The sequence below is a fragment of the Ruegeria sp. SCP10 genome (assembly GCF_040329495.1).
Lineage (GTDB): Bacteria > Pseudomonadota > Alphaproteobacteria > Rhodobacterales > Rhodobacteraceae > Ruegeria.
The window spans coordinates 255,989-279,944 of the sequence record NZ_JBDZYF010000003.1 but is presented as its reverse complement, the minus strand read 5'-3'; the positions used below and the strand labels follow the sequence as shown (position 1 = coordinate 279,944).

General features: G+C 57.6%; 23 protein-coding genes. 6 read left to right on the top strand and 17 right to left on the bottom strand.

Features of this window, described 5'->3' with window-relative positions; all coding sequences use genetic code 11:
- Window positions 1-50 precede the first annotated feature (50 nt).
- From ABLN87_RS10400 to ABLN87_RS10325, 16 genes are all read right to left on the bottom strand, one after another.
- Window positions 51-746, bottom strand: a complete 696-nt coding sequence (locus tag ABLN87_RS10400; protein WP_353009845.1) for an RraA family protein — start codon at window positions 744-746, stop codon at window positions 51-53.
- On the bottom strand, window positions 743-1,438 hold the full coding sequence (locus ABLN87_RS10395) for an alpha/beta fold hydrolase (RefSeq protein WP_353009842.1): 696 nt from the start codon (window positions 1,436-1,438) through the stop codon (window positions 743-745). The genes ABLN87_RS10400 and ABLN87_RS10395 overlap by 4 nt, the downstream gene beginning before the upstream one ends.
- Window positions 1,435-2,556, bottom strand: coding sequence for a cobalamin-independent methionine synthase II family protein (locus ABLN87_RS10390; RefSeq protein ID WP_353009839.1), 1,122 nt, complete (start codon window positions 2,554-2,556; stop codon window positions 1,435-1,437). Before ABLN87_RS10390 ends, ABLN87_RS10395 begins: the two co-directional genes overlap by 4 nt.
- A 9-nt stretch (window positions 2,557-2,565) precedes the next feature.
- Window positions 2,566-3,168 (bottom strand): class I SAM-dependent DNA methyltransferase, encoded by a 603-nt coding sequence (locus ABLN87_RS10385; RefSeq protein WP_353009838.1) that lies wholly within the window; start codon window positions 3,166-3,168, stop codon window positions 2,566-2,568.
- Window positions 3,165-4,124, bottom strand: coding sequence for a cupin (locus ABLN87_RS10380; protein ID WP_353009836.1), 960 nt, complete (start codon window positions 4,122-4,124; stop codon window positions 3,165-3,167). The genes ABLN87_RS10385 and ABLN87_RS10380 overlap by 4 nt, the downstream gene beginning before the upstream one ends.
- Before the next feature lie 150 nt (window positions 4,125-4,274).
- A complete protein-coding gene (locus ABLN87_RS10375) occupies window positions 4,275-5,249 on the bottom strand; it encodes a nuclear transport factor 2 family protein (protein ID WP_353009834.1) in 975 nt (324 codons plus the stop codon).
- The gene (locus tag ABLN87_RS10370; protein WP_353009833.1) at window positions 5,246-6,265 is read right to left on the bottom strand and encodes a LacI family DNA-binding transcriptional regulator; all 1,020 of its coding nucleotides are present in this window, start codon (window positions 6,263-6,265) and stop codon (window positions 5,246-5,248) included. The genes ABLN87_RS10375 and ABLN87_RS10370 overlap by 4 nt, the downstream gene beginning before the upstream one ends.
- Complete coding sequence (locus ABLN87_RS10365) at window positions 6,265-7,032, bottom strand: SDR family NAD(P)-dependent oxidoreductase (protein ID WP_353009831.1); 768 nt, start codon at window positions 7,030-7,032, stop codon at window positions 6,265-6,267. The genes ABLN87_RS10370 and ABLN87_RS10365 overlap by 1 nt, the downstream gene beginning before the upstream one ends.
- Window position 7,033: 1 nt before the next feature.
- On the bottom strand, window positions 7,034-8,086 hold the full coding sequence (locus ABLN87_RS10360) for an ester cyclase (RefSeq protein WP_353009829.1): 1,053 nt from the start codon (window positions 8,084-8,086) through the stop codon (window positions 7,034-7,036).
- Window positions 8,083-9,414, bottom strand: a complete 1,332-nt coding sequence (gene hisD / locus ABLN87_RS10355) for a histidinol dehydrogenase (protein ID WP_353009826.1) — start codon at window positions 9,412-9,414, stop codon at window positions 8,083-8,085. The genes ABLN87_RS10360 and hisD overlap by 4 nt, the downstream gene beginning before the upstream one ends.
- A gap of 11 nt (window positions 9,415-9,425) precedes the next feature.
- The gene (locus tag ABLN87_RS10350) at window positions 9,426-9,956 is read right to left on the bottom strand and encodes an ester cyclase (protein ID WP_353009823.1); all 531 of its coding nucleotides are present in this window, start codon (window positions 9,954-9,956) and stop codon (window positions 9,426-9,428) included.
- A 132-nt stretch (window positions 9,957-10,088) separates the two neighbouring features.
- A complete protein-coding gene (locus tag ABLN87_RS10345) occupies window positions 10,089-11,117 on the bottom strand; it encodes an ester cyclase (RefSeq protein WP_353009821.1) in 1,029 nt (342 codons plus the stop codon).
- A gap of 179 nt (window positions 11,118-11,296) precedes the next feature.
- On the bottom strand, window positions 11,297-12,178 hold the full coding sequence (locus ABLN87_RS10340) for a carbohydrate ABC transporter permease (RefSeq protein WP_170742330.1): 882 nt from the start codon (window positions 12,176-12,178) through the stop codon (window positions 11,297-11,299).
- A gap of 1 nt (window position 12,179) precedes the next feature.
- Complete coding sequence (locus ABLN87_RS10335; RefSeq protein WP_353009817.1) at window positions 12,180-13,208, bottom strand: carbohydrate ABC transporter permease; 1,029 nt, start codon at window positions 13,206-13,208, stop codon at window positions 12,180-12,182.
- Window positions 13,209-13,273: 65 nt separating this feature from the next.
- Window positions 13,274-14,500, bottom strand: coding sequence for an ABC transporter substrate-binding protein (locus ABLN87_RS10330; RefSeq protein WP_353009814.1), 1,227 nt, complete (start codon window positions 14,498-14,500; stop codon window positions 13,274-13,276).
- Between the two features lie 83 nt (window positions 14,501-14,583).
- Window positions 14,584-15,633: an ABC transporter ATP-binding protein gene (locus tag ABLN87_RS10325; protein WP_170535381.1), complete on the bottom strand. Its 1,050-nt coding sequence runs from the start codon at window positions 15,631-15,633 to the stop codon at window positions 14,584-14,586.
- Window positions 15,634-15,779: 146 nt separating this feature from the next.
- On the opposite strand from ABLN87_RS10325, the gene ABLN87_RS10320 reads away from it, so the two are divergent.
- The 3 genes from ABLN87_RS10320 (at window position 15,780) to phnX (ending at window position 18,710) form a co-directional block, all read left to right on the top strand.
- The gene (locus ABLN87_RS10320; RefSeq protein WP_353009810.1) at window positions 15,780-16,781 is read left to right on the top strand and encodes a nuclear transport factor 2 family protein; all 1,002 of its coding nucleotides are present in this window, start codon (window positions 15,780-15,782) and stop codon (window positions 16,779-16,781) included.
- Window positions 16,778-17,668, top strand: a complete 891-nt coding sequence (locus ABLN87_RS10315; protein WP_353009807.1) for an amidohydrolase family protein — start codon at window positions 16,778-16,780, stop codon at window positions 17,666-17,668. Before ABLN87_RS10320 ends, ABLN87_RS10315 begins: the two co-directional genes overlap by 4 nt.
- A 256-nt stretch (window positions 17,669-17,924) precedes the next feature.
- Entirely contained in the window at window positions 17,925-18,710 is a 786-nt protein-coding gene (gene phnX / locus ABLN87_RS10310) for a phosphonoacetaldehyde hydrolase (protein WP_353009804.1), read from the top strand.
- Between the two features lie 28 nt (window positions 18,711-18,738).
- Here the strand turns inward: phnX and ABLN87_RS10305 are convergent, their stop codons facing one another.
- A complete protein-coding gene (locus tag ABLN87_RS10305) occupies window positions 18,739-19,902 on the bottom strand; it encodes an iron-containing alcohol dehydrogenase (RefSeq protein WP_353009801.1) in 1,164 nt (387 codons plus the stop codon).
- Between the two features lie 518 nt (window positions 19,903-20,420).
- On the opposite strand from ABLN87_RS10305, the gene ABLN87_RS10300 reads away from it, so the two are divergent.
- From ABLN87_RS10300 to ABLN87_RS10290, 3 genes are read left to right on the top strand one after another with little or no spacing between them, the layout of a single operon-like run.
- Complete coding sequence (locus tag ABLN87_RS10300; protein ID WP_353009798.1) at window positions 20,421-21,572, top strand: amidohydrolase; 1,152 nt, start codon at window positions 20,421-20,423, stop codon at window positions 21,570-21,572.
- Window positions 21,569-22,762, top strand: a complete 1,194-nt coding sequence (locus ABLN87_RS10295) for a diaminopropionate ammonia-lyase (RefSeq protein WP_353009795.1) — start codon at window positions 21,569-21,571, stop codon at window positions 22,760-22,762. Before ABLN87_RS10300 ends, ABLN87_RS10295 begins: the two co-directional genes overlap by 4 nt.
- Window positions 22,752-23,921 (top strand): M24 family metallopeptidase, encoded by a 1,170-nt coding sequence (locus tag ABLN87_RS10290; protein ID WP_353009792.1) that lies wholly within the window; start codon window positions 22,752-22,754, stop codon window positions 23,919-23,921. Before ABLN87_RS10295 ends, ABLN87_RS10290 begins: the two co-directional genes overlap by 11 nt.
- The last annotated feature ends 35 nt before the right edge of the window (window positions 23,922-23,956 follow it).

The following is a 23,956-nucleotide window of genomic DNA, read 5'->3' as shown; positions in this document are numbered from 1 at the left end:
ACCGAAGGCTTTGCAACACACGTCCTGATCACAGCGACACGGGCGCGACGCTAAGTGCGTGACGCCTCGAACGCGGCCCATGCCGCTTCAAAGGCTTCAAAATCAAATCCTGCTGCGCGTGCAGGGGCAAGGATCAGTTTTTCGGTTTCAAGCAATTTGAGGATTGCCTGTTCGAGCTGGTCCACAACCTCGGGCGGGATCACCAACGCGCCGTGGCGGTCGGCGTGAACAAGATCGCCGTTCTGAACCTCAAGGCCGAATATCGACACCGGGGTACCGATCTCGCGCACATGGACGAAGCCGTGGCTGGGCCCGATTGACCCGGCAACAACCGGGAAATCATCGGGCAGATCACCAAGATCACGCATCACGCCATTGGTCAGCGCGCCGCTGATGCCGAACCCCTTATGGACGGTGGTATTTATCTCGCCCCAATAAGCGCCGATACAGTCGGGATAATCCAGGTCTTCAACCACCGTAACAGCCGGGCCAGTTCCGGTAGCCATATGCCGATAGTAATCCATCCGGCGTTCTCGGATCACCTCGGGCGATTCCGTAGGCGGGTTCACGGCGGCAATCTTTGCGGTCCGGGCATATCCGACAATGGGTTTTGCATCAGGGTCCGAACACAGCATGGTTCCACGGGTAAATGCGTTGAACCCACGCTTGCCCTGCGCCACTTCGATTGCGTTGCAGACTGTCGGGGTATCGACCGATCTGAGAAGGTCCAAAAGGGTTTGTTTCATATCGCCTCCAACCAGCGGGTCAACGCCGCTGTTGTTCTCTCGGGTTGTTCCAATGTGGGCAGGTGGCCCGCATCTTCGATGATCTCAAACCGGCTTTGGGGCATCAGACTATGCATCAGCTCGTGGCGTGATACTGGGCATAGAGTGTCCTCTCGCCCGCATAACACCAGCGCCGCACCATCATAGGCCCGCAATGTCGCGCTTTGATCCGGGCGATCTCGGAGTGCCCTGGACTGGTTGACAAAAACCTCTGGCCCGAGGTCGGTTGCCATCTCCATACACAGGTCCAGAATAGCGCTGCGATTTGGCCCGTCAGTCAGATAGTTGGGCTTCATCTCCTCGGCCATAACGGCGCGTAATTGACCACCCAAGACGGCGTCGATCTGAGGTTGGCGTCTGGCTTTGACCTCGTCTTTTTCTGCCAAAGGGTTGGTGTCCAAAAGAGCCAGCCCACAAATGCGGTCGGGGGCCTGACGCAGAACCTCCATCGCAACGATCCCGCCCATGGACAGCCCCGCTATGGCAAAGCGCGGCGGGGCGTAGGACAGTATTTCGGAAGCCAGCGCCTCCACCGTGTCGCACGCGCCAATCGGGGCAGACAAGATAGGCCACTGTCCTGACAACGCCGCGATCTGTGGCGCAAACAAGCGCGCGTCGCACATCATGCCCGGCAACAGAACAAGCGGGGTCATTTGAGCAGGGATACCCCTTCAGACAGCGCCCCCAGCTTGGCATATGCGATGTCGGGATCAACCGCGCCGAACCCAGCGAAGGTGCCAAAGCCGCAATCCGACCCAGCAACCACACGATCAGCGCCAACGATATCAACAAAGCGTTGGGTACGTTGGGCGACCACTTCGGGGTGTTCCACGAAATTGGTCGTGGTGTCGACCACGCCAGGTACAAGCACCTTCTCGTCCGGTATCTCAGCCTTGCGGTCGCGGAACACGGTCCATTCATGCGCGTGGCGCGGGTTCGAGGTTTCAAACAATACATAGCGCGATTTGGTGTTCATCAGCGTTGCGAAAACCTTGTCCATGCCGATGTCGCAACAATGCGGCCCTTCGTAGTTTCCCCAGCAAATATGCACGCGCACTTTGTCGGCGGGCACGTTTTGCAGCGCATGATTCAGGGCTTCGACATGCATATCGGCAACCTTGACGAACTCTTCGTCAGAAAGCTCGGTGAACAGCATATGGCGAGACAAGGCCAAATCCGGGCAGTCCAGCTGCAGGTCCAAACCGGCTGCGACAATGGTCTCGTACTCGTCCCTCATCGCATCGGCGAGCGCGGACAGATACGCCTCACGCGTGGGGTAGAAATCATTTTGCAGGAATAGCGAGATCACGCCGGGGCTTGCCGCATTCATGAACCCGCGATCAACCCCATGCTGCGCCATTGCCGCCTTAAGGTTCGCTATATCTTTCTGCAACTCTCCCTGCCCTTTCGAGCGTACCTCGCCCACGCACATCGGGCGCGCATATTGCGGGGTGCCGCCATCATCGGCCAGGCGTTTCAGAAAGCCGGGAAACATCTTCAGATCCGCTGGTGCGTTGCGAGGGCTATCCCCCGCAAATCCGGTGTAGCGGTCTTTGACATAGGTCGCGTATGAAATCTTCGAGGTTTCGCCATCCGACACGATGTCGACCCCGGCTTCGACCTGTTTGCGGATGGTTTCAGCCACCGCTGACGTCATGCACGCATCAAATGCGGCTTGGTCAAACTCTTTTTCATTCTCTCGGGCGAAGATGAAATCCACAACCTCCTGAGATCGCGGCAGAGACCCGACATGTGTTGTTTTGACGGTCATGAAACCTCCTTAAATCTTGTGTGCCATCAGCACGGTATGGCTTTGGGTTTCCGGGTCTTTGGCCAGAAACCCGCTTAAGATCATCCCGTTGTCTTCGAGACAGGCCGCATAACCAGCCGGAGAAAGCGAGGCGTGGTAAACCAGTTCACCACCAACGGTCCCTTGCGCCTCACCCGCGCTATGCCCGACAGTCAGCATCAACATACCGCCGCTGCGCAGATGGCGCGCCATTCGCGCAATGCAGGCTTTTTGTTCGTCCGCGGTTAGGTGAAAAAAGCTGTTCCAGGCGATAACCCCGTCGAACCTTTGGCTCAGCTCAAAATCCCGCATGTCGGCCTGTCGCCAATCGCCTTCGGGCCAACGGCTGCGGGCTATGTCCAGCATGGCCTCAGAAAAATCAACACCCGTGACGTTAAACCCTTCGGCCATGAACCAACGCGCTATTGGCTCGCCCGCACCGCACCCCAGGTCCAGCACATGACCACCGGGTTTCAAGTTGGCGGTGAAGCGCGCCAGCCAGCGCGCTTCGAACAGGGCCCGCGAGCGTTGCTCGTCATAGGCCCTGGCCTGCCGTTCATAGACGGCATGGGTATCGTCGGGGTTTACGGTCATCCGACCCAGGTTGCCCCAGCCGGATCGTCGGTGGCTGTGATCCGGTACAGGCCTGCCTGCCCGGTCATGGACGGTGCGACGCTGTAAGTTTCGCCGGGTAAGACCAGCGCGGTATCACCGTTGGACAATGTGGTCTCAACATCGTTGATCGCAATCCGCCAATGACCGCTTGCGGGCATCAGAACCACCGGTTTTTTCGCATTCAACGGGTCGTTCACTGCCGATCCACGGGTCAGGAAATCAACCTCAAACCCTGGCTTGTCTTTGATCAGGCCGTTTTCGCCAATCACCACCGCAGGATCGTTGGCTGCCAAAGCCATCAAGTCCCAATAGCGGGCGACGTATTTGCCGATCACATCCTCAACCGGAACCTCCGGGTAAGCCTTCAGTTCCTCTTCGGTCAGCAACGGCATGGGCTGCACGTTATGAGGAAGCTCCTCGCCTTTCTTGCTGTCATACAGAACGCCGTTGTTACCCAGCATCAAACCATGGGCTTGCGCATCCTCAATAACCTGCGGAGCCCAAGTGACACCGCCGCCCGCATCGTCGCCGCCAAGGATCGACATGATCATTCCGTAGTCCTGACCCACATTTTCAAACCCGCGGAAAATGCCGGTTGGAATGTTGAAGATATCGCCTTCCTCGGCGATGAACTCACCCGCCGTGCCATAACGGCCCCAGAAAAACCGCCAGCGGCCTTTGGCGACAAAGAACACCTCGGCCGTGGTGTGGCTGTGCAGCGAGTTGCGGCATTTCGGCGGTTGCCCTGCCGCGCCGATATTGAACCCGATCTTGTCGGTGATATGGACGTGCTGGTCCGGGCTTTCCGAGACACCACCGCCAACGATGGTAAAGTTCTCTTTCTGGTCCGAGCCCGGCGTGTGGGCGTCAATGAACGCGGTTTTACAGGGTTGCAACTCGCCATAGCGGACGATGCGGCTTTGAATTGTACTCATCTCTGTTTTCCTTGTGTTTGGGGTTTCTGGTTCAGAACCCCAAATCCGGGCGGGCGGTTGTTCAGCCGCCGGGCGCGCAGGCTGGCCCGATGGGCGTGGTAGCGCCGCACCGACGGCCTTGCATCCAGATTTGACATCAAGTGTGACATGCTACAGATCGCCGGTTTTCAGCAGGATTTGCTTCCAGACAGATGTTTCGTCGAACAGGGTGTATTCGCGGCGCAGACCCCAAGGGCCGAACTCTGCATGGCTGATGCCAAGGATAAAGACCTCGGCTCCGGTTGGTTTGCCGAACACACCCCAGCCGTCATGAGTGCCATGCAAGGTCCAGCGGATCGCCGCGCGCGGTGGCATCATCGGATCTTCCCGACCGATCTGATGCTGAATGGTAAAGGCCGCGTTCGGGAATGAGGCGCGCAGCCCCATCCAGAACCGATCTACCGGGCCCCAGCTGTGTCCAGTTACACCACCGGGATATTCCGACTGAACGGCCCGGTCGTATTCGGCCTCAACTGCGGCCATATCTGCGTTCATGATGCGGTTCAGGATATCGGCGTATTTCTCACCCCATTCGTTGTTATTGCCGGTACCCTTGTACGGTCCCGACTGTTCATTTGACGGGGTATAGGGCTGCACACAGGCCTCGGGGCCGCCCTCACGCATGATCAAGTCGCGCGCGTAGTCCTTGGGGTCCCAACCCATTTGCTGCACGATGGCGCTCTGATCCCGGATCAGCCATTCGTCGTCGATCTTGTTGTTGATCGCGTGACAATCAGCCAGGATCCGATAGACCAGTTTCTTGCCTGTTGCATTGCCATAGACACCATTGCCCAAATGGGTCGCCGTCGAAATGATGCGATGCGACGACAACATCCCCTGTTCCGGGGTACCCGACCAGATGACATCTTCGCCCAGAAGCGTGCGATCGGGAAACTCAGCCAGAGTTGCCATCGTGGCTGCAATCACGCCCTGATTGCCGACGACCACAGAACCGGGGGTGCGCACAATGATATCCGCACCATAATAGTCATGCAGCGTGGCAATGCCGCGATCTTCCCAGATCTCTTTGGTGATCCCGATAATATAGTCGGGAAAGTCTTTGAATTTGGGATCAAATCCCTTCATGTCTTCCATCCTTCAGGTATGCGGGCAGACCCGCGAATGATAAGCGGTCCGTCAATCTCAAGCTGCCTGGATTCTATCTGCGGGTCGTTGATTTTGCTGAGCAATATGTCGACGGTTTCAGCCACCATGCGGTTGGCGGGCTGCCGGACCGTTGTCAGGTCATAGCTGGGCCAGGCCGCGACGGCGACATCGTCATACCCCACTACGGAAACGTCTTCAGGGATCTTCAAACCCAACTCGAACCTCAGCGTGTCCATCACGGCAATCGCCATATGGTCATTGGCGACAAAGACAGCATCGGGCGGGTCTGTGGCAAACATTCTACGGGCGGCTTCTTTGGATTCTTCAGTGCCAAAATTGCCGATCTCACGGCTGTGAAGTGTCACGCGTGCCTCGTTCAGAGCCGCGACAAACCCCGTCTCACGATCTCGCTGGGTCGAAGCCCCCTCCCACCCCGCGATGTAGCCGATTTTCTTGTGGCCGGCAGCCAACAGAAACTCGGCCACTTTCCGACCTCCGGCCAGATTGTCCGATGTCACTGATGACATGGACGGATCGTCCTGCCCTCGGTTGAACAGAACCATGGGCACCCCGGCTGACTGGCAGCGCGCAGACAGATCGGATGAGAGAGCAACCGAGGCGGCGATGATCCCATCGACCTGAAAATCCAGAATTTCCCCAACAACCTTGTCTATATTCTGAGCCGAGTTCGAGGCCATGAACACCAACGCATGATAGCCGCGTTCCTGCAACGTGTTGGTCAGTTTTTCCAGCGCTTCAGGATAGAACTGATTGTTCAGATACGCGACAACAAGACCGATGATGCGACTTTTGCCCGAGACCACCGCGCGGGCTAAAACATTGGGTCGGTACCCCAATTGGTCCGCAGCTTTGCGGACTTTCGCGATGGTTTTTGCGGATGCGGACGCACCTGGCGTGAACACGCGGCTGACGGCGGATTGGCTTACTCCGGCCAGTCGTGCAACATCCATCGAAGTGACTTTTTGCACTGCCATCAATCCGCTGTCCAACCTCCATCCACCATCATAGATGTCCCAGTCACCAGCCCCGATGCATCCGAGGCCAGATAGACAACTGCGCCCATGATGTCTTCGATTTCGCCCGGACGGCCCAGTTTAATCTTGTCGAGGATCCAGGCGCGTTTGTCCGGGTCGTCAAAAGTCGGGCGCGTCAGATCGGTCAGAATGAAGGTCGGGCAGATTGTGTTGACGCGTATCTTTGCAGGTGCGAATTCCAACGCCATGGCTTTGCTGAAACCCTCGACCGCGAATTTCGATGCGCAATAGACCGCACGCTCGCGCCCGCCGACATGACCCATCTGGCTGGATATGTTGATCAGGGAACCAGGACGCCCTGCGGCCAACAGCCCTTTGGCCACAGCCTGCGTCAGAAAGTACGCGCCTTTGAGATTGATGTTCATCACCGCGTCGAAATCTTCGACATGTGTGTCGACCGCCTTGCTGTGACGCGCCGATCCGGCAGAGTTCAGAAGAATATCAAACGGGCCATGTTCAGCCACCGCAGACGCGGTCGCTTCGATATTGGTAACGTCCAGTTCGAGCACATTGGCAGACCAACCGCGAGAGGTCATATCTGCGGCGATCTCATTCAGGGCATCTGTGCGCCGCGCGGCAAGGGTGACCTCGGCCCCGTGCTCAGCCAAGGCCACGGCGCAGGCCATGCCGATGCCCGAGGACGCCCCGGCGACCAGCGCGTGTTTGCCGTCCAATTTGAAACTGGGTGTCGTGAGGAATTGCGCCATTTTAGATCTCGCCTACCGGGAATGGAATTTCACCCGGAACGCGGGCCTTGTTGAATTCGCGCAGACGCGCAAAGACGTCAACACCCAGCTGCCGATAGGCATCCAGCAGGTCGACCAGAACCCAGTTTTCGCGGATCAAGCCATTCTCAAGTCGCCAAAAGTCAAGCGAACGCAGGCTGATCCGCTTATCCGACGGCGCGATGCCCATCCATCCGTCATGGGTGACGGTCTGGATCATATTAGGCCAACCTGTCACGGCGGCGTAATCCGCGTCGCCGAAGAAATGATGGGTAATCTCACCGGCACGTTTTCCGCGGTCCGGCATTCCGTTGAGAAACGGTATCTGATGCCAATTGCGGAACCCGGCGATCCCGCGCCCCGTGCCGATTCCAGCGGGGCCGTACCAGTTCATACGTGGATGCCAGAACCGCTGCATCTCCATCACCCCTGGCCCGCCTTGGCTTGGGTGCTTGGTGAGGTATGCCAACATCTCCAGGACATGATCACACGAGACCTTTGACCGCGCCTCATCCCACGGGCCGGGTACCAACCCATCCTGCGTCGCCGGACCCGGCACGCAGAATTCCAACCCCAAGGACGGGGCCATCGGCCAGGCCTTGGCCTGCCTCATGACCTCAGGAATGTCCCAGAGCACCTGAACTTCGACCACCAGGCCATCTATGATCCGGTAGAATTCGTGGAACCGCATATGAGTCAGATGACCGGTCGGAGGGATGTCCAACCAGGGTGCAACAAGCGTGCCGTAGTAGTGGCCCGCGCACCCGATCCAATCGTCCCCGTGCTCGGTTCGTCCACCAACAACGATCCAATCCCGCCGTTCCAGATCGGGCATCGCCTTCAGCAACGGTGCATAGCAGGTCTGATACAGCTCTTGCGGGCCGCTCAGATCCCCAAACGGATGGGGCATATGAATGGTGGCGTCCGAGGCAAGCGCGCCATTCAACGCTGCCTGCACCCGAACATCGTCAAAATCGTGCATCGCCGCACGAAGCGGCGCAATCAGCGCTTTGTTCGCTGAATGCACATCACTCATTCTGCAGCCTCTCGATAGGGTGCGCCTTCGCCATAGGGCACATTGATCCCGCCATAGCGGCGCACGCGGATGTTGCATTGCTCGGCATGGCCTACAAAACCTTCGAGCATACACAGGCGCGAGCCGAATTCTCCGATCATGGTCGCGGCCTCATCGGTGGTGACCTTCTGATAGCTGTGAGTTTTCATGAACTTACCGATCCAGAGACCGCCGGTATATCGCCCGGCTTTCTTGGTCGGCAGGGTGTGGTTGGTACCGATCACCTTATCACCATTCGCCACATTGGTACGTGGCCCAAGGAACAGCGCGCCATAACAGGTCATGTTCTCAAGGAACCAGTCGTCTCGGTCTGTCATCACCTGTACATGCTCAGACGCGATGTCATCTGCCACTTGCAGCATCTCGTCATAGGTATCGCAGACGATCACCTCGCCATACTCATCCCAGCTGACCCTCGCGGTGCCCGAGGTGGGCAGGATACCCAGAATACGCTCAACCTCCGCCAGCGTATCTTCGGCCAGTTTGCGCGAATTGGTGAGCAGAACGCAGGGGCTGTTATACCCGTGCTCGGCCTGACCCAGCAGATCGGTCGCGCATAGTTCCGCATCAGCGGCGGTTTCATCGGCGATGACCATGGTCTCGGTCGGACCTGCGAACAGGTCGATACCCACACGACCAAACAGCTGGCGTTTGGCTTCGGCGACAAAGGCGTTGCCGGGGCCCACCAGCATATGCACGGGCTCGATCGTCTCAGTCCCGATGGCCATCGCGCCTACAGCCTGAATACCGCCCATGACATAAATCTCATGCGCGCCACCCAGATGCATCGCCGCGATCACGGCTGCATTTGGCTTGCCATTGAACGGAGGAGTACAGGCGATAATCCGCGGCACGCCAGCCACTTTGGCGGTCGCCACCGACATATGCGCCGAGGCGACCATCGGGAACTTGCCGCCAGGCACATAGCAACCCACAGATTGAACCGGGATGTTCTTGTGACCCAGGATCACACCGGGCAGCGTTTCAACCTCGATATCCAGCATCGAATCCCGCTGCGCCTGCGCAAAGTTCATCACCTGCTCTTGCGCGAAACGGATATCCGCCAGCTCTCGGTCAGACAGCGAGGCGATCAAGTCATCGATCTGCTGCTGGCTCAGGCGATAGCTTTCGGGCGAGTAGTTGTCGAATTTCTCGGACAGCTCGCGCACAGCCGCATCGCCGCGCGTTTCGATATCCTTCAACGTTGCCTCAACGACTGCGCGTGTTTTGGCGTCATCCTCAGCCCGGTCAGCCTCGGGTTTGCCGCGTTTGAGATATTCGATAGCCATTGTCCTGATCCTCAATTGTCGGGCCGGGGCGGAGTTCTCTCTCCCCGGTCGAATGTTTCCCAGCCCTGTCCGTTGAACAGATCAACGCCAAGCTGAGCAGCTACATGGGCGAAATCGACATTCACCCAATTGTCGACGATCTTGCCGTCGACGACTTTCCAGAAATCCATGTAGCGGATTTCAACCCTCTTCCCGGTGGGGGCGATCCCCAGAAACTCACCGGAATGGGTGGCTTCCTGACGGCCAAAGGCGGCCGCCCATTCCCCCATATAAAGACGCGCCTCATCAATGCAGGTCTTGTCCGAGAATGCGGCCTGGAACGGGCGTTGCCAGTTGTCCTGAAACTCCTGCAGGCCGGTCTTTCTTCCGCAGCCCTGATTGCCCATCCAGCGGAACCCTTGCGCGAAAAACTCGCCAATATCGTCGATGCGGTGATCGTTCAGCCCGTCAACCATGCCTTCGATGACGGCGCGGGTTTCTTCAGTTTTGCTCAAATCCGTGTCTTTGGTCAGCACGGCCTGTTCGGGGCGGGAACCCTTCATGTTTCTATTCCTTGTTTGGTTGCCTGGGGGTTTTCTGCGTCGACTGGGAGGGTCAGCCGGCTGTCAGAAAATCCCTTGGCATCCGGTTGAGCGCCGGATGGCGCGCAACGGCGTTATGTCTGGCAGACCAGCTCATTGGGTCTGCTCAGAAATTTCGGCAAAAAGGTCGTAACCCAGTTGCAACAGCAGATGTGGAATATCGAGCATGCACCAGTTTTCGATGATCTTGCCGTCTGCGCAGCGCCACCAATCACAGTCACGCATGAAGACGCGCTTTCCCGTGGGCTCAAGGCCCAGGAACGGTTTGACGTGGACGCCGGTGATCTGCCGCCAGCCGCACAGGAATGCATAGTCGCCGTCGCCGGCCTTGCAGTTCGAACCGACGCCGGTGATGCCTGCATCCTGACCGTCGCCCCAGCCTTCGAACGTGTTTTCGAACGGGGACTGGAAACCGGCGAACGCGTCCACTGTCGCATAAGAGCCTAGCCCGCCGGGACCGTACCAGACCATTCGGTCATCCCAATAAGGTCGCCAGCTTTGGTCCTCGGTGGTCAGCTGAATTAGCATGCTCTCGACCAGATCTGCTGTGACGCGTGAATGCGCTGGATCTGATGGCCCAATGACGATACCGTCATTCGTTGCCGGACCCGGAACGACACCTTCATAGCCCTGCAGGTTCAACGGCCAGAGGCCGAGTGCGATGATCAGTTCTGCAAAGCCGAGGAAGACATAGGATTCGACGATCTTGCCATCTTCCATTCGGTGGAACTCACCAAACCGCAGAAATGCCAGTTTGCCACTGGGTGGAATACCGCAAAGCGGTCGCGTGAAATGACCGTAGAAATACCCGGTCGAGGTGACCCACTCGCTTCCCAGGTATTCGCCACCCGTGACCACATAGTTCTGACGGGTGAGCCCTTCGAACGCCTCTGATATCGGCAAGATGACAGAGTTGACGTAGCCGTTGCCATCGGGGGCTGAATTGATCGGATGGCTTGTGTCGGTCGTGGCCGTAGCGGCGAAAATCTCGCTGGCGGTCGTCTCGATGGTCTCGACAGAGCCCTTATCGAAGCTTTCGAGAAACTGGCGATAGAGCCGTTTGTTTTCAAACGTTGTTTCGGTAGCAATGCCCATCGCTGGGCGATTTGCGCGCGTGTTCATGGCGCTTTCCTTTTTAGAACGTGTTCCTATTCGCTGTGACCATGTGCAGGCACGAGGGCCTGCGCGCATCAAAGCAAAAAGAATTCGTCCCGGTCGCCTGGCTCGGCGCGCAGCCAAGTTCAGGCTGGCTGCGCGTGCATGGGCAAAGATAGGCTGAGGATGCGTGCGTCCCATCGGTGTCAGCCTTTCACCGCCCCGGCGGTCAGACCACCGACAATCTGGCGCTGGAAGAACATGACCAGGATGAACAGAGGCACGGTGGCTGAAACCACTGCGGCGACCGCAAACATCACATTGCCTTCGGTTTGCGTGGTCCCGAGGAAGGCCGCGATAGCGGGCACCATGGTACGGTTGCTTTCAGACAGCAGCATCGCGCCGACGGCAAAGTCGTTGTAGGCCAGCAGGAAGGAAAACAGCCCGGTAGTAATCACCCCTGGCCACATCACCGGAATGATCACGCGGCGGAAGGCCTGGAATTGGTTGCAGCCATCGACCTTCGCACTTTCATCCAACTCGCTTGGGATGTTCTTGAAGAAAGAATGCAACATCCACAGGGTGAAAGGCTGGTTGATCGCCACCAGCACAATGATCGTGGTCGGCAGGATACCCCAGATATTCCATTCAAAGAAAGGCAGCAGATACCCCGAAACCAGTGTAATCGGTGGCATCGCACGGAAGATCAGCGCGGTGATCAGCAGCCAGAACGTGTAGTTATAGGTCGACCGTGACAGGGCATAGCCGCCCAGCGTGCCGATGGTCAGCGAGATGGTGACCACAAAGAAACACACAATCCCGGTGTTCAGAACATTACGCCAGAACTCCTCTTGGATCCATGCACCCTCATACCCGGTCGTGGTGAAGGGCGAGCCATAGACCGCCTCGGTCCGGGCGCCGGTAAGGGCATTTGTCCAGTCGGCGATCGAGAAGAAATCCAGTTCAACCTTGAACGAGCCCCATACCGTCCACAGGAACGGAAACGCCGCAAGGACAAACCAAAGGAGCACGAACAGGGACGAGGCGACCCGAAGGCTGGTTGGCATTCTTTGTGCGCGGCTGGCCATGTTAGCGTGCTCCTTTAAAGTCGCGCCAGGTGCGGACAAGCACGGGCGACAGAAGAATGGCGACCCCGATTATCGTCATCACAGAGGTTGCGGCGGCGGATGACAACTGACGGGTTTCACCGCCAAGGTCGTCGAATATGAAGGTGCTGAGAGACTGCGCATGCGCCTGAGCGCTGAAGCCGATAATCGGTTCAAACACTTTGAAATTGTCCATCAGTTGGATCAGCGCAACAAATGTCACCAGAGGCATCAGGTGCGGGACGACTACAAACTTGACCTGTTGCCAGCGGGTTGCGCCATCAATCTGCGCGGCTTCGATCTGGTCTTGTGGCAGTGTTTGCAGTCCTGCATAGAACACGACGAAGGCAAATGGGGCCGAGCTCCAAACGCCGTAGACCATCAGGGCCACCCACATCAGCCCGGTCGAAGCCTTGAGGCTGAAATTCGGATCTCCTGCCATGTACACAAGGGCGTTTCCGATGACACCACGACTGTCGATCATCCAGAACAGGATGAGCGAGCCGATCAGCGGCGTGACGATCATGGGCAGAAGCGAGAAGAAGATCATCAGACCTTTGAGGTGCCGATGCAGCGAATTCACGGCCAGAGCAATCACCAGACCCAGAAGGATCGTCAGCGGTGTCACAATGAAGGTGAACGTCAGCGTAAACGCCATCGCGCGATAGAATGGCAGGTTGCTCAGATCCGAGAAAAATCCACCCCAGCTCTCGTTCGCCGCCCACATCTGGCTGATTTCCTGAATGGCCAGGTGACCGCGGTCGAAATAGATGCCCAGCCCAACAAACCGACCCAGAGGCTGTGCCTCGCGCAAGGCAGCGGTGGCCTCTTGGTCGATGGTCGTTTCTGTGGTGCAGCCGATCAGCGGGGTGCAGCTTTCTACTTCCAACAGAACGGCGGGATGTGGAGCGAAGATCGATTGGATCACGACCGAGACGATGGGCATTGCGATGAACAGCAACATCGCAAGTCCTGTCGGCAGGAAGAACCAAAGGAATGTCTTATGGCGCATGTTACAATCCTCGCGTCGAATGGTTTGTGCGGGCAGCTACCAAAGGCGCCCGCACAAGGGGCGTCTTACTGCAGGTAGCCTTGTTCGATGGCGGCTGCGCGATAGGCGGCCTCAACATCGGCAAGTGCCTGTTCAGCGCTTTCTTTGCCCTGCATGAAATCGGCCAGTTCGTTGCCAAGCGCGCTGTGCATCAGGCCCATGTACGGCAGCATCGGATAGGCAGGCGTGCCCATTTTGGCCGCTGCAAACACGCCTTCTGCATCAGCAGCCGGCTCGTAGCCTTCGATCAGCCAGACCGCCAGCGGTGTGGTTTCATCGTTCAGCATGTCCGGGCGGATGCCGTGTTTCATGGCGATGAAGGTGGCTTCGGCCTCTTCATCCGAGATGTTCTTGCCGACGGTCCAGCCGTCCCACCACAGGGTCGATGCCGGGGTTTCCCCGCCGCCAACGGTCAGCGGTGCGCCAATTGCGTGGCCGTCGATCACCTCTTGCAGCACACCTTCGGTGGTGGTCTGCTGCGACGCGCGCGATCCCCACATGTTCATGATTGCAACATTACCAGCACGGTACTCAGCATTGGTGGCGTTCGAGTCATGGGTCAGGAAGTCGGGGTTCATGTATTCCGACAGCGCCTTCATCATGTTCAGCGCGTTGACACCGGCCTCGGAATTCACGTTGGGTTCGGCCGTGCCGGGCTTGAAGTGCTGACCGCCATAGCCCAGGAACATGTTGTTGAATTCCTGCGCGAGGTTCCAACCCGATGCATAGGCGCCGCCAACAGGGTTCTGCATGATGCCCTGCTCACGAATGGCCTTGGCCACTTCGAGCATTTCCTCATAGGTCGTCGGAACTTCGACACCGGCCTGTTCAAGCACATCCTTGCGGTACATCAGATGCTGAGCGTTGGCCATGAACGCCACGGCCATGATGTCATCGCCGATCTTGATCAGCTGCCCCGGTTGAAGATCCTGGCCGTGCTTTTCCACCAGATCATTCAGCGGGCGAATGACGTCTTCATTCATCAAAGCCACGATCGAGCTGTTGGCGATGATGGCGCTTGTATATTCCGACGGGTTGCCGGACAAACCGGCCACGTTGATAGTCTGGTGCTCGGATGTCAGGTTGGATTCAACCGACGCCCCGGTACATTCTTTGGCACCGGCCGCAACCGCCTGAATGGCCGCGAATTCGTTGCCAACAATATTGACCCGCCCGCCGATTTCGCAGGCATATCCTGCGCTTGCAGCAAAGGCGGCGACTGAGCCAGCCAACGCAATTCTCTTTAGAAACATAGTACTTCTCCCTAGATGGAATGGGTGCATCTTCGAAGTCTGCACCCGGGTTTGACCCGTCGTTGCGGGCTTGGTTTCACCGTTTAACCGGTCAGACGCGCACCTGTTTGTGCATCGAACAAGTGGCAGTGATCGGTATGGATATGGATCGAGACCTGATCGTCGATTTCGGCCCGATATGTTTTGTCGGCCTTGACCGAGACCAGCGCACCACCGATTCGGACCGAGACCATGGTGCTGTCTCCCAACAGCTCTTGCGTGTAGATCGGCGCGTTGATCTCGCCGCCGCTTTCCACGACATTTGCATCCTCGGCGCGAAAGCCCAGCGTGATGGGGCCATCAGGCGCGTTTAGCCCGTGCACCTCAGTGCTTTGCGCGCGAAACACGCCGCCCTGAACCTCACCATCGACAAGGTTCATCGCCGGGTTGCCAATAAAGCTGGCCACAAATGTGTTGGCGGGTTCATCGTAGATATCGGTGGGTGAGCCAACCTGCTGAACAACTCCCTGCTTCATGATCACCACGCGATCCGCCAGCGTCATCGCCTCAATCTGGTCGTGGGTCACGTAGATGGTGGTGACTGCAAGCTCATGGCTAAGGTTCTTGATCTGAGCGCGCGTCGAAACGCGCAGCTTGGCGTCAAGGTTCGACAGCGGCTCATCCATTAGGAACACGTTCGGTTCGCGCACAATAGCACGCGCCAAGGCAACCCTTTGACGCTGACCACCGGACAGTTCTGCCGGTTTGCGATGCAGGAAATCGTCCAACTCAACCATCGCTGAGGCGCGACGCACCTTTTCATCATGGGTGGCGGGATCAATGCCGCGAACCTTCAGCGGAAAGCGAATATTCTCATAGACATTCATGTTCGGATAGAGCGCATAGGACTGGAACACCATGGCGACATCACGGTCTTTGGGCTCCATGTCATTGACGCGAGCACCATCAATCAGGATGTCACCTTCGCTGGCATCTTCAAGCCCTGCAATCATGCGCATGGTTGTGGTCTTGCCACATCCTGAAGGACCAAGAAGAACCAGAAACTCCTTGTCGGCAATTGTCAGATCAAAATTGTCCACGCCGACAAATGATCCCCAACGTTTACCGACATTGCGAAGTTGAATTTCGGCCATTCTGTCCTCCCTTGCGCATTCGTTATGCATACGCTTGCAGAAGCATAGACATTCAGAAAAGCCTATGGCAAGCTTTTTTTGCATGCGAATGCAAACCCGGTGAATGGCACCACCGAAACCTCGTTAACACATTGAAAGATAATAGAATGCCATCTGAATCCGCGAAAAAACTCGTCCTCGGTTTTTACGAAGCGCTGAGTCGATGCGAGGACGCAACCGTCGTGGAAACACTCTCAAAATACTGCGCTGACGGGCTTGTGTGGCGAGGATTCCACCCCTTCAACGAACTACGGGGAATCGACGAAGTCGCCCGCACATTCTGGCGGCCACTCAGGGCCGGCCTGACCGGTTTGCAGCGCCGGATGGATGTGTTCATGGCAGGCGCGAACGAGATCGACGGGTTCAACTCGGTTTGGGTGGTGTCGATGGGTCATCTGATGGGCTTGTTCGACACAAGCTGGCTGGGCATCCCGCCCACTGGCAAGATGGCCTTTCTGCGATATTGCGAGTTCAACAAGGTTGAGAACGGCAAAATCACCGAGACCGCGATGTATTTCGACATCCCGCATCTGATGATGCAGGCGGGCCTGCATCCCTTTCCGCCGCAAACCGCCGCCCAACTGGTTCAGCCGGGACCGATGACACATGATGGCCTGATGTTCGGGCCGCAGCCCACCGAGGAAGGCGACCGGACCCTTGCAACGATCAACGCAATGATCTCCGATCTTGGCCGTTGGGACAGCGGCCTGAGTCTTGAGGATGAGCTGCGCCGCACATGGTGTGAGGATATGATCTGGTGGGGCCCCTCGGGCATCGGCGCCACCTACACGATCGAACGCTATGCAAAACAACATGCCGGGCCATTCCGGGCCTCGTTTGCGGACCGTTCCAAGACCAATCACATCTGCCGTATGGCCGAAGGACATTATGGCGGCTTCTTTGGTTGGCCGAACTTCACGGCTCGCCCCACCGGTGGGTTCATGGGCATGCCTGCGACCGATAAGGCGGGTGAGTTCCGGGTGATCGATATATATCGGCGCTCCGGGGATAAACTGGCCGAAAACTGGATATTCATCGACCTTCTTCACTTCTGGAAGCAACAAGGGGTCGATATTCTGGCCCGGATGGCCGAGGTGCCCAGAACATGACCGATTGGATCGACGCCCATCACCATCTTTGGGACCTGAGCGCAGTACACTATCCTTGGCTTATGGCGCGCGGGGTGAAACGGTTCTTTGGCGACCCGACACCTATTCAGCGCGACTATCTGTTATCCGAATTCCGGTCGGAGGCCGCAGATTGTGGTATTCGCGCCTCGGTTCATATTCAGGTGGGCGCTGAAAGCGGGTTACAGGAAGCCAGGTGGGTGCAATCCGTCGCTGATGCCAATCCCGACTGGCCCATGGCGCAGGTGGTGTTTTGTGATCTCATCTCAGCGGATTTGTCTACGCAGCTGGATACGTTTCAGACCTTACCGACGGTCCGGGGAGTTCGCCAGATCATAGGACGCGCTCCAGGGGAGGATGCGCAGACCGGCACCAACACTCTGCTGGATCACCCTGGCTTTTTGAGAGGCCTGACAGAAGCCGGTCAGCGTGGTCTCAGCTTTGATCTGCAGCTTATTCCCGAACTGATGGACAAGACCGCCCGCGTGTTGGAACAAGCGCCTGACACACCTGTCGCCCTTTGCCACGCAGGATCACCTCATAACCGAAGCACAGCCGGTCTGAAGGACTGGGCCCAGAGGCTGCGCAGCCTGTCCGAGCTACCCCATGTCACCTGCAAACTATCTGGATTGGGAATGTTCGATCATGGCTGGACCGTTGATAGCATTCGTCCGATTGTCGAAGAATGTCTGGATCAATTCGGACCCAAGCGGGTCATGTTCGGGTCGAACTTCCCCGTCGACAAGCTCTACGGCGACTACGCCACGTTGATGCGGGCATATCAGAAGCTGATCCCAGCCGACGCGCACGCGCCCGTATTTCGGGACACAGCCGCGCACTTCTATGGTCTGGACACGTCGAACACATGACATTCATGTATGAAACAGCGCGGTCAGAATGGGCCGACTACAAGGGACATACGCACGATGCCCAACACGATCCAAGCTTAAGTTTCACAGTGGATGTGAGTTAGAAAGCAATCGGGTTTCATTTGTCTTCTGCACCTGGGATTTTGGTGGTTCTTTGCTTTTGCGACACCACCAGCCGTCACATCCCATTCAAACAGTGCAACTATAGTCGTTCTATGCCACAAAACGGCCAACTCCTCGAACACAAGGAATTCTAATGAACACCTTCAAAGCTGTTGTTTTTGATTGGGCAGGAACCATGGTCGATTTTGGCTCCTTCGCGCCCATGGGTGTATTTGTCAAAGCATTCGCTCAATTCGGTATCGAGGCAACAATTGAACAGGCCCGCGCACCGATGGGCGCACCGAAATGGGATCACATTCGTCAGATGATGGACATGCCCGACATCGCTGCTCAGTGGGAAAGTCAATATGGTGCTGCGCCCTCTGATATAGATGTCGACAAAGTTTATGAGGTTTTTGTGCCCATGAATGAAAAGGTCGCTGCAGATTACGCTGATCTTGTACCGGGCGGCAAAGCTGCAATTGATGAGCTACGTGCCATGGGCCTCAAGATCGGCTCGACCACAGGCTACACCCGCTCCATCATGGAGCACGTGCTCCCTGTTGCGGCACGTCAGGGGTACTCACCCGACAATCTGGTGTGTTCAGACGACTTACCCGAAGGTCGCCCTGGCCCTCTGGGCATGTACAAATGCATGGTTGATCTGGTGGCCTACCCGCCTTCGGCGATCATTAAAGTTGACGATACCGAACCGGGCATCAAGGAAGGCGTTGCAGCCGGTTGTGTCACTGTCGGAGTGTCCCTTTCGGGCAATGCTGTCGGCAAAACGCCGGAAGAGTTGAATGCACTATCCGATGCAGAAGTCGATCACCTTCGCGTGCAGGCCACCAAGATCCTCACGGACGCTGGGGCCAACTATGTCATCGACACAGTTGCTGATTTGCCAGCATTGGTCAGGCAGCTAAGCAGCTCCGCTTAGCATCAAGTCAATCGGTGCGGCCCCAGTGTCATGCGTTCACTACTGTTTTACGCAGCATCAGTGAGGCCATCTGATCCAGATCATCGTCGTTGACCGCGCAGGCCGCGTTTTGGGCCATACCAATATTGGCAGGGTTCCGCATTTCGGTCGCCAAGGCCTCCACTGTCACGCTGGCGCATTCTGCTGGCAGATCTGGCGATATCTGGCACCTGCGCATCAGGTTCGATAAAGCCTCTGGCAAAGCCTCGGCGCTTTCTGCTGCTCCCATCGCCTTCGCTGTGCGCGCATAGTTTTCAGCACCTTCAGGATGTGCAACCAGCCACGGCAGGCTGGCCTCTAACGCCAGACCCGTCGCCAGCCCATGATGGATACGCACCAAAGACCCCAAAGCGTGGCTGATATTGTGGCCCATATGCGTGTTGCAGTTGTGCAGCGCAAGACCCGCAACCATACTGGCCCAAAGAACACGTCCGCGCGCCTCAAGGTCGGTGCCGTCTGCCACGGCCCGCGGCAAGGCATCGGTTAGAATGCGAAGCGCTTCCAAACCATAAAGCTGGCCTGCCGGGCTGGTGTTGCGCGCTGTTGCACCCTCTAGGGCATGCGCTACAGCATCTATGCCGGTCCAAGCTGTGAGGGTCGCCGGCAAGCTAAGCGTCAGTTCAGGATCCAGCACGGCCTGCGCGAACATAAGTTCTTCGCCCCAGAACCAAGTCTTGCTGCCATCTGCCTGCGAGATTACGGACGTTCTGGTCACCTCTGAACCGGTACCGGCGGTGGTCGGGATCGCTATTGCCGGGATGCCACCTGCGGGCAACGGCTGAGCCGCCAGCGCAAATTCGGCAGCAGCTCGACCGGATCGGGCAATTGCAGCCACCAGTTTGGCCGCATCCATCGCCGCACCGCCGCCGAGACCAACAACCACACCGGCCTCAATCTCGCGTGCACGCGCACTTAGACTATCCACCAACGCTTCTTTTGGCTCGCCTGACACATCGGCTGCCAACTCAAAGACAATGCCTTCCGCAGACAACCCTTTGGTCAGCTTTTCGGTGGCCCCGATTTCAGCAAGAAAGGCATCGCATACAATCAGCACCGGACCATCACCCAACTCGCGGACGATTTTGGGTATTTTCGCAATCTTGCCCGCACCGAAGGTTGCCGGAGGAACCCGGCCTACGTTGAATGGTGGCATATGCATCTCCTGCCGTCTGAGTTTCCGACAGATTGTAGCGATGCACCTTCATCTGGGTAGAAAGAAACGACACAGATGTACCTGAACCGACAAATTTTTTATTCAACCAGTGTAAATGCGCATCGAAGCCTAAATGTCCGGGCCTGACCTCTGCAAAACCACGGCGGTATCTTGCTGTTTTGAAGTCATCGATTCACATTTAGACGGGCTTGAGCATCAAACTCTTGCCCTTAGACACCTCACCATCCTCCAACCGAGAACACGCAAACTGCCCGCCGAGATCAGTGGCTTCGTCGCAGACAAGCGCAGGAAGCAACCCAACGGGTCTAAACTGTTGGAAACGGCTCAATATCAGCAATCCGATTCGCCGTCCCACCGCTCGCACAACTTGCGTTACTCTCGGGAAAACCTCATGATTTGCGAAGTTTGTGACAATTTTAATCACACATCGTCGAATGATCGACGCCAAGAAATCATCGCTCAGGCTATGGTCTCAGTTGCGGTTTACAGGAGTCATTTTGAACGTGCATCTACAGAATCTCATCAGGCTCAGACAAGCATTCCATCGGGACCCAGAGCTTGGTTTTGATGAACACCGCACTAAGGCGGTCATTGCTGCTCGTTTGCGCGAGTTGGGGCTCGAAGTGCGCGAAGGTATTGGGGTCGTCGGAACTCTAAAGGCCGGAACCGGAAACCGCGCCATCGGGTTACGGGCCGATATGGATGCCCTCCCAATCGCGGAACAAAGCACTCATGACTATGTATCCGCCAATCCCGGCGTCATGCATGCCTGTGGTCACGATGGCCATATGGCGATGCTGTTGGGGGCCGCAGAGATGCTGGTCAGTGACAAGGATTTCAACGGCACGGTCGTGTTCATCTTCCAACCAAACGAAGAACACGGGCTGGGGGCGCAAGCGATGATTGAGGAAGGGCTGCTGGAGCGGTTCCCGATTCAAGAGGTCTACGCCATCCACAATCTGCCCGGTGCCCCTGTGGGGCAGGTTTCAACCCGTCCAGGTCAAATATGCGCCTCAGAAAGCCTGTTCGAAATTCAGATCACTGGCAAAGGCGGTCATGCATCGATGCCGCAGGTGGGGGTGGATGCGATCACAGTGGGTGCTGAAATGGTGCTGGCCCTTCAGACAATCGTGTCGCGCAAACTGGCCCCCAGTGCGGGCGCCGTGGTGTCGGTGACCGAGTTCTTAACCGACGGACAAAGAAATGTGCTGCCGGGGCATGCCGTTCTGAAAGGCGATGTCCGGGCACGTCTGCCCGAGGATCGTGAAGCCGTCGAACATTTCATGCGCCAGATCGTCGATGGTGTGGCCGCCACACATGGCGTGACGGCGACGATGCAATTCAACACGGAATTCATCGAAACGATAAACGCGCCCGAACCGGTCGATGCGGTTCTGCGCACCGCGCAGGCTGCCGGGCTTGAAGCCGATGGTCAGCGCCCACCGATGAGTTTTTCGGAAGATTTCGCGCATTTCTCTGCCGCTGTGCCGGGTTGCTTTCTGCTGCTTGGCAATGGCACCGAGGGTGCGCATGGCCAACCGCTGCATTCTGCGAACTATGACTTTAACGACGCGCTTCTGCCAATCGGCGCAGCCTTCTGGGCCGCTCTGGTGCGGGATCGCCTTCCTGCCAAAGAGAACAAACCGTGACCGACCTTCTTCCAAAAGCCCATCTGGGCCATGTCGCTGTGACCCGCAAAACCGGTGATGCATCAGACAGAGTCCTTACCGCCGCAGATTTCGCCACAGCCCAATCCGAGATCATGGCCTGGGACGGCTATGCGCCGACACCACTTGTGTCCCTGAAAACCCTGGCCAAGCAGATCGGTGTTGGCGAGGTTTTGTACAAACATGAGGGCCCGCGCTTTGGCCTTGGCAGCTTCAAGGCCCTTGGCGGGGCCTATGCGGCTCTGCGTGTGCTGCAGCGCGAGATTTCAAAGCGCCTTGGCACCGAGGTTAGCCTATCGGATATCCGTCGGGGCAAATACAGCGATGAGGTGCCCAAAATCACCTTGGTCTCAGCCACCGATGGCAATCACGGACGCTCGCTTGCCTGGGGGTGTCAGCGCTTTGGTGCGGCCTGCCGCATCTATATTCACGCCGAGGTCAGCGAAGGCCGTGCCGAAGCGATGCGCGATTTTGGGGCAGACGTGATCCGGATCGAGGGCGACTACGATGAATCGGTCGTTCTGGCGAAATCCGAGGCCAAGGCGAATGGGTGGTTTGTGGTCTCCGACACCTCGTGGCCTGGCTACTCCCTGCCGCCGCGCGATGTCATGGCGGGCTACGGGGTGATGACCCGTGAAATCTGTGAAGCACTGGATCAGGCACCGACCCATGTTTTCTTGCAGGGCGGTGTTGGCGGGCTTGCGGCGGGTGTAGCCGCCGCGTTGCGCCAATATTGGGGCGCGGAGTCCCCGCGCGTGATTATCGTTGAACCAGAACTGGCGGCCTGCCTGTTCGAAAGCGCGAAAGCGGGTGCCGCCACCTCTGTTGCGATCGCTGAAGAGACGATCATGGCGGGTCTGTCCTGCGGCGAACCTTCGCCTCTGGCGTGGGAGATCCTCGCCGAGGAAGCCACCGATTTCCTGACGATCCCGGAAAACGTCGTAGCACCGGCTGTACGGCTGTTGGCGCGGCCGTTGCCCGGAGACACAGCGCTTGAAGCAGGTGAGAGCGCGGTTGCCGGTCTGGCGGCTTTGATTATCGCGCGCACGGATGACGATGTATCGGCGCAGTTGGGTCTGGACGGCGAGTCTCGCGTATTGCTGATCGGGTCCGAAGGTGTAACAGATCCGGCCATTTTCCAGATGATCATGGAGGGCCGCGATGCAGCCTAGCGCCCCCGAACGCGGCTTCCCCGAAGCAGAATTCTCGGCGCGCACCGCAAAAGCCCAGGACCGAATGATCCAAGACGGCCTTGCCGGTCTACTTTTGATGACAGAACCCGAGGTCACCTACTTTACCGGCTTCCAGACATTGTTTTGGCAAAGTCCGACGCGCCCTTGGTTCCTTTTTGTTCCTGCCGCGGGCAAACCTATCGCGATCATCCCCGAGATTGGGGCAGAGCTGATGCATCAAACCTGGCTGGATGATATCCGCACATGGAGCGCACCCTGCCCCAAAGATGACGGCATCAGCCTGCTGACCGATCTTCTTGCACCGCTGGCAAAAGCTGGTGACAGGATCGGTGTGATGAAAGGGCATGAGACGCAGCTGCGCATGCCTCTTGGGGATTGGGAACGGCTGGTCGTTGACCTGCCCGGCCTGCACATCGCCGACGCAACCCGCATGGTGCAACATCTGCGCATGGTGAAATCCGAGGCCGAGATCGAAAAACTCGCTCATATCTGCGCTATCGGATCAGCCACCTTTGCACGAGTGCCAGACATCGTATCCGAGGGCATGCCGCTGGAAGATGTATTCCGCGCCTTTCGCCGCGAAGCGCTGGCACAAGGCGCAGATAATGCGCCCTATCTCGTGGGGACAGCCGCACCTGGCGGATATGCAGATGTCATCTCGCCGCCTTCTAGTCGCCCGCTTCAGGCGGGTGATGTGATGATGCTGGATACCGGCTGTGTCTGGGATGGGTATTTCTGCGATTTTGACCGCAACTGGGCCATCGGCCACGTCACTGACGCGACCCGTAGGGCGTACGATACGCTCTGGCGCGCGACCGAAGCTGGGTTGGAGGCCGCAATACCCGGAAACACTTGCAAAAATCTGTTCCGGGCCATGTCAGAGGTGATCGCTGAAATCGACCCCTCGGGCGGCGATATTGGCCGCCTGGGACATGGGTTGGGACTGCAACTGACCGAACAACCCTCGCACGCGGCCTTCGATGAAACAGTTCTTGAAGACGGCATGGTGCTGACGCTTGAGCCGTCGCTGTCTTACGGGTCCGGGCTAATGATGGTGCACGAGGAAAACATCGTTGTCCGCAAACACGGCGCAGAGCTTTTGACCACCCGCGCACCCCAGAGCCTTATCGTGATCTAAAGATTTTTCTATCCATGCGCTTCCCGACTTCAACG

Coding starts and splice junctions, on each gene's coding strand:
- ABLN87_RS10400 (WP_353009845.1), bottom strand. CDS start 746: ATGAAACAAACCCTTTTGGACCTTCTCAGATCGGTCGATACCCCGACA.
- ABLN87_RS10395 (WP_353009842.1), bottom strand. CDS start 1,438: ATGACCCCGCTTGTTCTGTTGCCGGGCATGATGTGCGACGCGCGCTTG.
- ABLN87_RS10390 (WP_353009839.1), bottom strand. CDS start 2,556: ATGACCGTCAAAACAACACATGTCGGGTCTCTGCCGCGATCTCAGGAG.
- ABLN87_RS10385 (WP_353009838.1), bottom strand. CDS start 3,168: ATGACCGTAAACCCCGACGATACCCATGCCGTCTATGAACGGCAGGCC.
- ABLN87_RS10380 (WP_353009836.1), bottom strand. CDS start 4,124: ATGAGTACAATTCAAAGCCGCATCGTCCGCTATGGCGAGTTGCAACCC.
- ABLN87_RS10375 (WP_353009834.1), bottom strand. CDS start 5,249: ATGAAGGGATTTGATCCCAAATTCAAAGACTTTCCCGACTATATTATC.
- ABLN87_RS10370 (WP_353009833.1), bottom strand. CDS start 6,265: ATGGCAGTGCAAAAAGTCACTTCGATGGATGTTGCACGACTGGCCGGA.
- ABLN87_RS10365 (WP_353009831.1), bottom strand. CDS start 7,032: ATGGCGCAATTCCTCACGACACCCAGTTTCAAATTGGACGGCAAACAC.
- ABLN87_RS10360 (WP_353009829.1), bottom strand. CDS start 8,086: ATGAGTGATGTGCATTCAGCGAACAAAGCGCTGATTGCGCCGCTTCGT.
- hisD (WP_353009826.1), bottom strand. CDS start 9,414: ATGGCTATCGAATATCTCAAACGCGGCAAACCCGAGGCTGACCGGGCT.
- ABLN87_RS10350 (WP_353009823.1), bottom strand. CDS start 9,956: ATGAAGGGTTCCCGCCCCGAACAGGCCGTGCTGACCAAAGACACGGAT.
- ABLN87_RS10345 (WP_353009821.1), bottom strand. CDS start 11,117: ATGAACACGCGCGCAAATCGCCCAGCGATGGGCATTGCTACCGAAACA.
- ABLN87_RS10340 (WP_170742330.1), bottom strand. CDS start 12,178: ATGGCCAGCCGCGCACAAAGAATGCCAACCAGCCTTCGGGTCGCCTCG.
- ABLN87_RS10335 (WP_353009817.1), bottom strand. CDS start 13,208: ATGCGCCATAAGACATTCCTTTGGTTCTTCCTGCCGACAGGACTTGCG.
- ABLN87_RS10330 (WP_353009814.1), bottom strand. CDS start 14,500: ATGTTTCTAAAGAGAATTGCGTTGGCTGGCTCAGTCGCCGCCTTTGCT.
- ABLN87_RS10325 (WP_170535381.1), bottom strand. CDS start 15,633: ATGGCCGAAATTCAACTTCGCAATGTCGGTAAACGTTGGGGATCATTT.
- ABLN87_RS10320 (WP_353009810.1), top strand. CDS start 15,780: ATGCCATCTGAATCCGCGAAAAAACTCGTCCTCGGTTTTTACGAAGCG.
- ABLN87_RS10315 (WP_353009807.1), top strand. CDS start 16,778: ATGACCGATTGGATCGACGCCCATCACCATCTTTGGGACCTGAGCGCA.
- phnX (WP_353009804.1), top strand. CDS start 17,925: ATGAACACCTTCAAAGCTGTTGTTTTTGATTGGGCAGGAACCATGGTC.
- ABLN87_RS10305 (WP_353009801.1), bottom strand. CDS start 19,902: ATGCCACCATTCAACGTAGGCCGGGTTCCTCCGGCAACCTTCGGTGCG.
- ABLN87_RS10290 (WP_353009792.1), top strand. CDS start 22,752: ATGCAGCCTAGCGCCCCCGAACGCGGCTTCCCCGAAGCAGAATTCTCG.